The sequence below is a fragment of the Binatus sp. (SeqCode) genome (assembly GCF_036522015.1).
Taxonomy (GTDB): domain Bacteria; phylum Desulfobacterota; class Binatia; order Binatales; family Binataceae; genus Binatus.
The window spans coordinates 1-6065 of sequence record NZ_DATDGQ010000343.1; the positions used below are offsets into that span (position 1 = coordinate 1).

Here is a 6065-nt window from a genome sequence, read left to right on the forward strand (position 1 = left end):
ACTGCCACGGCGACCGCGACTGATATCAGCACCGCGACCGCAACTGCCACCATGACACCAACCAGGACTGCGACGCCCACTGCTATGGCGACCGCGACTGATACCAGCGCCGCGACCGCAACTGCCACCATGACACCAACCAGGACTGCGACGCCCACGGCCACGGCGACCGCGAGTGATACCGCAACCGCGACCGCATCGCCGACCCCGACTGCCACCGCGACCCGCACCGCGACTGCGACCCCAACTGCGACCGCCACGGCGACCGTATCGCCAACACGCACCGCGACTGTCACGGTGACCGCGACTGCGACCCCAACTGCGACAGCATCGCCAACACGTACCGCGACCGCCACGCCAACCACCACGGCGACAGTGTCAGCTACGCCGAGCACGGTTCGCACCCCGGTCGCTTCGGCGACGCCCACTGCGACGGCGACCGCAACCGCGACAAATACTGCGACGGCGACATTCACGCCGACGCCGATGCCAACCGTCGCGGCGCCGCTGATTGTCTCGCCGGCTTCCGCAAGCTTCGCCGCGAAGTTGGGCAAGCGGAGCAAGGCGAGGAAGATAACCGCACACAACGGCGGCATGGTCTCGATCTCGATGCTAGGTGCGCGGGTGACGGGCGACTTCGCGCTCTCGAAGAGCTGCGGCTCGACGCTGAAGCCAAAAAAGAATTGTAATTACGCCGTGGTCTTCGCGCCGACTGCGATCGGACCGCGCCCCGGCCTCCTCACGATCAACAACAACAGCTCGAGCGGGCCGCGAACGGTAAACCTCTCAGGCACGGGCCAGTAGGCGCTCTAAGCTGTAGCGCGATATTCGCTCTCGAGAATGCCCATCACGATAGTGTCGTGATACCGCCCGCGGTAGAACCGATCCTCGCGTAGCACGCCCTCGCGCTTGAAGCCGCACTTTTCATACGACGCGATCGCGCGCTGATTGTAGTCGTGAACATGCAGCCACAGCCGATGCAGGTTCATCTTGTCGAACCCAAGACGCATCATTACGCGCATCGCGTCAGTCCCGTAGCCTCGGCCCCAGAATGACTTGTCGCCGATCGTGATACCGAGACCGGCGCTGCGATTTAGCCAGTTGATCGCGTGAAACGCGGTACCGCCGAGATATTTGTGCTCCGCCAGAGTCTCGATCACAAAGCTCTTGTCGGTGTCCGAGGATTTCACGGCCGCCTCGATAAACTTTTCCTCCGCGATCGACGAGACCGGATAGGTCAGCATCCCGCCGGCCAGAAAATCGGTGACTTCCTCGTCGTTGATCCATTTCATTATCGAGTCGAGGTCGGATTTCTCGAACGCTCTCAGCCTGACCAGCTTGCCTTCCATGTCAGCCTCCTTGCCTAGCCAAAAAAAGAAAGGCGACCCGATTCCGGGCCGCCCTTCGTCGATTACTCAGTCTGAAGTATCTAGCCCTTGGGCAATCCGAGCACGCGCTCGCCGATGATATTGTGCTGGATTTCGCTCGTACCGCCCGCGATCGTAAGCGCCCGCGACGCGAGCATCCGGTACGACCACTTGCCCTTGTCCATCGCATGCGGCGCGTGAAATTCCATCTGGCTGTACGGCCCCAGCATCTCCATCGCGAACTTGTTCATGCGCAAATTGAGCTCGCTGGTGCATAGCTTGAGCACCGAGCCCTCGGGTCCCGGCGGCAGACCTTTGAGACGCCGCGTCAGTTGCCGAAAGCCCGTGTAACGGAGCGCGGCCGCCTCGCACGCGAAACCGCCGAGCCGCTGGCGCACGCTGGTGTCTTCCCACGCGGTGTGCCCGTTGCTGCGGACGCTCTTTGCGAGCTCGACCAGCTCCTTGACCTGGCCCATCATGTCGCGGCCGCCGCCGATTCCCGACCGCTCGAACATCAGCGTCGTAATCGCAACCTGCCAGCCCTGGTTCTTCTCGCCGATTAGATTCTTCTTCGGTACTTTAACGTCTTCGAAAAACACTTCGTTGAAATTCGCGTCACCGGTAATTTGCACCAGCGGGCGCACGGTCACGCCAGGGCTGTGCATATCGACCAGGATGTAGCTGATTCCCTTGTGCTTGGGCGCCTCGGGATCGGTGCGCACCAGCAGGATACACATGTCCGCGTGATGTGCGTCCGAGGTCCACACCTTCTGCCCGTTGACGACAAAGTAGTCGCCTTCCTCGACCGCGCGCGTCTGCAAGCTCGCGACATCGGAGCCGGCGCCGGGCTCGGAATATCCCTGGCACCAGAGCTCGTCGGCCGAGAGAATTTTTGGAATATGCTTCTTCTTCTGCTCTTCGGTGCCCCAATGGATGATCGTCGGACCGACCAGCATGATACCCAGTCCGTTGACCAGCATCGGCGTGTTAACTTTCGCAAGCTCCTCGTTGTAGATGATCTGCTGGGTCAGCGTTGCGCCGCGGCCGCCATATTCCTTGGGCCAGCCGATACCGACCCACCCGCCCGAGTGCATCTTCTTGTGCCACTCGACGCGCCGCTTCCAGTCGTCCGCGCTGCTTTCGCGCATGAAGTCGCCGCCATCGTCTTCGCTTTTGCCTGCCTTGGGCAGGTTGGCCTTGAGCCAGCCGCTGAACTCTTTGCGGAACGCCTCGTCTTCGGCGCTGAACTTGAAATCCATCGATGCCTCCGTGTGGAAACCGCCCGACAGGCCCACTCCTGGCCGCGCTCACGAAGAGCGTCAGCCGGCGGCCGCGGTCCCTAACACTTGTTATATAGAACGCGCGCGCAGGTCATTCAAGAACGCGAGTAGATCTCCGGGTCCAAGATTTCCATGACCGTGCGCGAAGGCGTATTAACGACCGGCTCGAAACCGAACTGCGCGTACAGCCCTTGCGCGTCACGCGTGCCGAGACTCCATCGCCGCAATCCCTGCAACTCCGGATGAGCCATGATCGACGCCATCAACTCTTTGCCGAGTCCGCGCTCGCGATACGGCTCCAGGATGAAGACGTCGGCGACATACGCGTACGTCGCGAAGTCGGAAATGACGCGCGCGAAACCAACTTGCTCGGCGCCGTCGTAAACGCCGAAGCACAGCGAGTTTTCGATCGCCCGCACCACCGTCGCGCGCGGGATTCCCGCCGCCCAGTATGCGCGCGTCAGGAACTTGTGGATCACCTCCACGTCGAGCTTCGATCGATCGGTGCTGATCAGAAATCGGCCCATCTCCATCACCACCATCGCCGTCATGTGACTCTTGCTCCTCGGTTCGCGGGCAATCGGTACTCGTTCACATACGCGGGAATTGGAGTCGAGGCCTCGAGCCGCGCATCGGCAACCGGCGTCAGTGTCGTCGTCGCAAAAGGAATCTGTCCCGCCCAAATCGGCAGCGCGTAGTCAGCTTCGTCGTCGAGCGGGTCGCCGCTCCTGAGCTTCGCCGACGCCTCGACGATTGGAATCGACAGCACCGACGTGGCGGCGAGCTCCTTATCACTAGGATGCCGAATATGGTCCCACCGTCCCGGTGCAATATGTTCGACCAGTCCCTTCATCACTGAGAATTTCTCAACCGGGTCGGTGACCATCGTCGCCGCGCCCAGAATGACCACTGATCGGTAGTTGACCGAATGATGGAATGCGGAACGCGCCAGCACCAGGCCATCTATATGCGTCACCGTGACTGCGATCGGCATTCCCTCGGCCGCAGCGCCGAGCATCCGGCTCGCGGCCGAGCCGTGAATGCAGAGACGGTCGCCAATCCGGACGTGAAGCGTGGGAATGACGTAGGGCTGCGCGCCGAGCGCGAAACCAACGTGGCAGACCAAAGCAGTATCGAGGATGGCGTAGATGGCGTCGCGATCGTAAGAGGCGCGCTTGGGCAGGCGCTTGACGCGGGTGCGCGCGGTCGGCGCGATCGCGTGTTTCGGTGAATTCAATTTGTCCGCCTGCACTGACTGGCCCTGTATCTCTTCCATCTGCCTCGCCTTTTCGTTACAGTACGTAACTATGAACGTATCGGTACAATATCAAATACGCGGAGACTCAAGCAACCTGATCGCCGCGAGCATCGAAAATGGAATTCGCAGCGGACGCTTGCGCGCCGGCGAGCGCCTGCCCACCGTGCGCGCGCTGGCCGTCAAGCTGCGCGTCAGTCCGGCCACCGTTGCGGCCGCCTACAGCGCGCTGCGCGTGCGCGGTTTGGTGCACGGCTCGGGGCGGCGCGGGACGGTCGTCAATCGCCGGCCGCCGCTGCTGACCCGCGCGGTCTTCCCGCCACCGGCGCCCGGGCTGCGCAATCTGGCGGACGGCGGTCCCGATCCGGCGCTGCTGCCGCCGCTGAAACCTCATCTCATGCGACTCGACGGAGTGCCAGGCAAGTACGGCGACGCCGAGAATCGCGCGGCGCTGATCAAGCTCGCCGCGCGGCAATTCAAGCGGGACGCAGTTGCCGCCGAATCGATTGCAGTCGTCAGCGGCGCCCTCGACGCCGTCGAACGCGTGCTGCAAGCTCATCTGCGGCCGGGTGACGTCGTCGCAGTCGAAGATCCAAGCTACACCGGCGTGCTGGACCTGGTAGCGGCGCTGGCTCTGGTGGCGGAGCCGGTGGCGATCGATGACTCGGGGCCGCTGGCGGTGGATTTGAAACGCGCCCTCAAGCTTGGCGCGAAGGCGTTCATCGTGACGCCGCGAGCGCAAAATCCCAGCGGCGCCGCGCTCGATCGCAAGCGCGCGGCGGAGTTGCTGCACGTGCTCGCCGCGTTTCCTGACGTCGTGTTGATCGAGGACGACCACGCAGGTCCCGTTTCAGGCGCGCCCGCGATCACCTTGTCGGCAGGCCGTGCGCATTGGGCCACGGTGCGGTCGGTGTCGAAGTCGCTTGGCCCCGATTTGCGGGTGAGCGTGATGGCGGGTGATGCGCTGACGGTTGCGCGCGTTCAGGGGCGGCAGAGTCTCGGCCCGCGATGGGTCAGTCACATTCTGCAGGATCTCGTCGCGATGATGTGGGCAGATACGGACACGCCGGCGATCCTGCAGAAGGCGGCCGACACTTACGCGCATCGGCGGCGCGCACTGATCGAAGCGCTCGCGCAGCACGGAATCGCGGCGCGCGGCCGCTCGGGTCTGAACGTATGGGTGCCGGTGGCCGAAGAAGCGGGCGTCGCGAACGCGATGGCGTCGAAAGGATGGGCAATTCGGGCCGGCGAGTGCTATCGAATCAAAAGCGCCCCCGGAATCCGCGTGACGATATCAACCCTGCCGCCCGAAGACGCGCGCAAATTTGCCGCCGACCTGGCGGAATCGATACGGCCGCGCGAGCATGCGCAGTCTGCATAGGTCACTTGATTTAATGCGGAACCCGCCGTGGGTTCCGCACCTCCTTGGGCAGGGGTGACCCCTGCACCCAGTGAAAAGTACTAATCGCAAAATGGCGAGGACACCATTTTGCTCTCAGGTTCCTTTGGGTTCGGGTCAGGCGGTCAGGCCCTTCCTTGCTTTGATCTCGTCCAGCAGGGCGGTGATTTTTTGATCGCGTTCCAGGGTGTGGAGGCGAAGGTCCAGGTCGTCGCCTAAGAGTTCGCCTTTGGCCATACCAAGGGCATCTTCGCGCGCTACTTTGTGGCGCATTCTCTCGAACGTGCCGTTCTCGGTGCCCGATGCGTGTTGCGCATTTGCGACGCGGTGGGTCGCACGCGAGCGCCTATGCTGCACGATCAGTAAGTCTGCCTTGGCGCGCGCTTCGGATAGTTTAAGTTCGAGTCTCTTCAACGCAGCTTTCATGGACTCGACCTGGATGTGATGATTTTCGATCTGCTCATCGTAGTTCTCGGCTAGCAGCTGAAAACTTACTGCGCGCTCGAGCGCTGCGCGCGCGAGTTGGTCGTCCTTTTTCTCGACGGCTAACTCTGCCTTGCGCATCCATTCGGCGTGCTTGTCGGCGTTCTCGTTTTTTTTCTTTTCGAGCAGGTGCAAGTCGGCCAGCGCAATCGCGACTTGCGTCTTGACTTGCATGAACTGGTTTTCCATGTCGAGAATTACCTGCTTGAGCATCTTCTCGGGATTCTCGGCCTTGTCGAGTAAGTCATTGAGATTGGCTCGCACCAAAGTTGCCACACGAT

Annotated in this window: 8 protein-coding genes; 2 read left to right on the plus strand and 6 right to left on the minus strand. The window is 62.2% G+C overall.

What is annotated here, in order from left to right:
• On the minus strand, positions 1-596 hold a 596-nt coding region (locus VIW95_RS14370), incomplete at its 3' end, for a hypothetical protein (RefSeq protein ID WP_331587712.1).
• Here VIW95_RS14370 and VIW95_RS14375 point away from each other — a divergent pair.
• A complete protein-coding gene (locus VIW95_RS14375; protein ID WP_331587714.1) occupies positions 595-804 on the plus strand; it encodes a hypothetical protein in 210 nt (69 codons plus the stop codon). The genes VIW95_RS14370 and VIW95_RS14375 overlap by 2 nt on opposite strands.
• Before the next feature lie 5 nt (positions 805-809).
• On the opposite strand, the gene VIW95_RS14380 is transcribed toward VIW95_RS14375, so the two are convergent.
• The 4 genes from VIW95_RS14380 to VIW95_RS14395 all read right to left on the minus strand — a co-directional run bounded on the left by VIW95_RS14380 (position 810) and on the right by VIW95_RS14395 (position 3923).
• The gene (locus VIW95_RS14380) at positions 810-1349 is read right to left on the minus strand and encodes a GNAT family protein (protein ID WP_331587716.1); all 540 of its coding nucleotides are present in this window, start codon (positions 1347-1349) and stop codon (positions 810-812) included.
• Between the two features lie 80 nt (positions 1350-1429).
• Positions 1430-2626, minus strand: coding sequence for an acyl-CoA dehydrogenase family protein (locus VIW95_RS14385; protein ID WP_331587718.1), 1197 nt, complete (start codon positions 2624-2626; stop codon positions 1430-1432).
• A gap of 116 nt (positions 2627-2742) precedes the next feature.
• Positions 2743-3198 (minus strand): GNAT family N-acetyltransferase, encoded by a 456-nt coding sequence (locus VIW95_RS14390; RefSeq protein WP_331587720.1) that lies wholly within the window; start codon positions 3196-3198, stop codon positions 2743-2745.
• Positions 3195-3923 (minus strand): pyridoxamine 5'-phosphate oxidase family protein, encoded by a 729-nt coding sequence (locus tag VIW95_RS14395; RefSeq protein ID WP_331587722.1) that lies wholly within the window; start codon positions 3921-3923, stop codon positions 3195-3197. The genes VIW95_RS14390 and VIW95_RS14395 overlap by 4 nt, the downstream gene beginning before the upstream one ends.
• A gap of 31 nt (positions 3924-3954) precedes the next feature.
• Here VIW95_RS14395 and VIW95_RS14400 point away from each other — a divergent pair, with 31 nt between their 5' ends.
• On the plus strand, positions 3955-5283 hold the full coding sequence (locus VIW95_RS14400; protein WP_331587724.1) for an aminotransferase class I/II-fold pyridoxal phosphate-dependent enzyme: 1329 nt from the start codon (positions 3955-3957) through the stop codon (positions 5281-5283).
• Between the two features lie 135 nt (positions 5284-5418).
• Here the strand turns inward: VIW95_RS14400 and VIW95_RS14405 are convergent.
• Positions 5419-6065: PspA/IM30 family protein (locus VIW95_RS14405; RefSeq protein ID WP_331587727.1), on the minus strand; the 647-nt coding region annotated here is incomplete at its 5' end.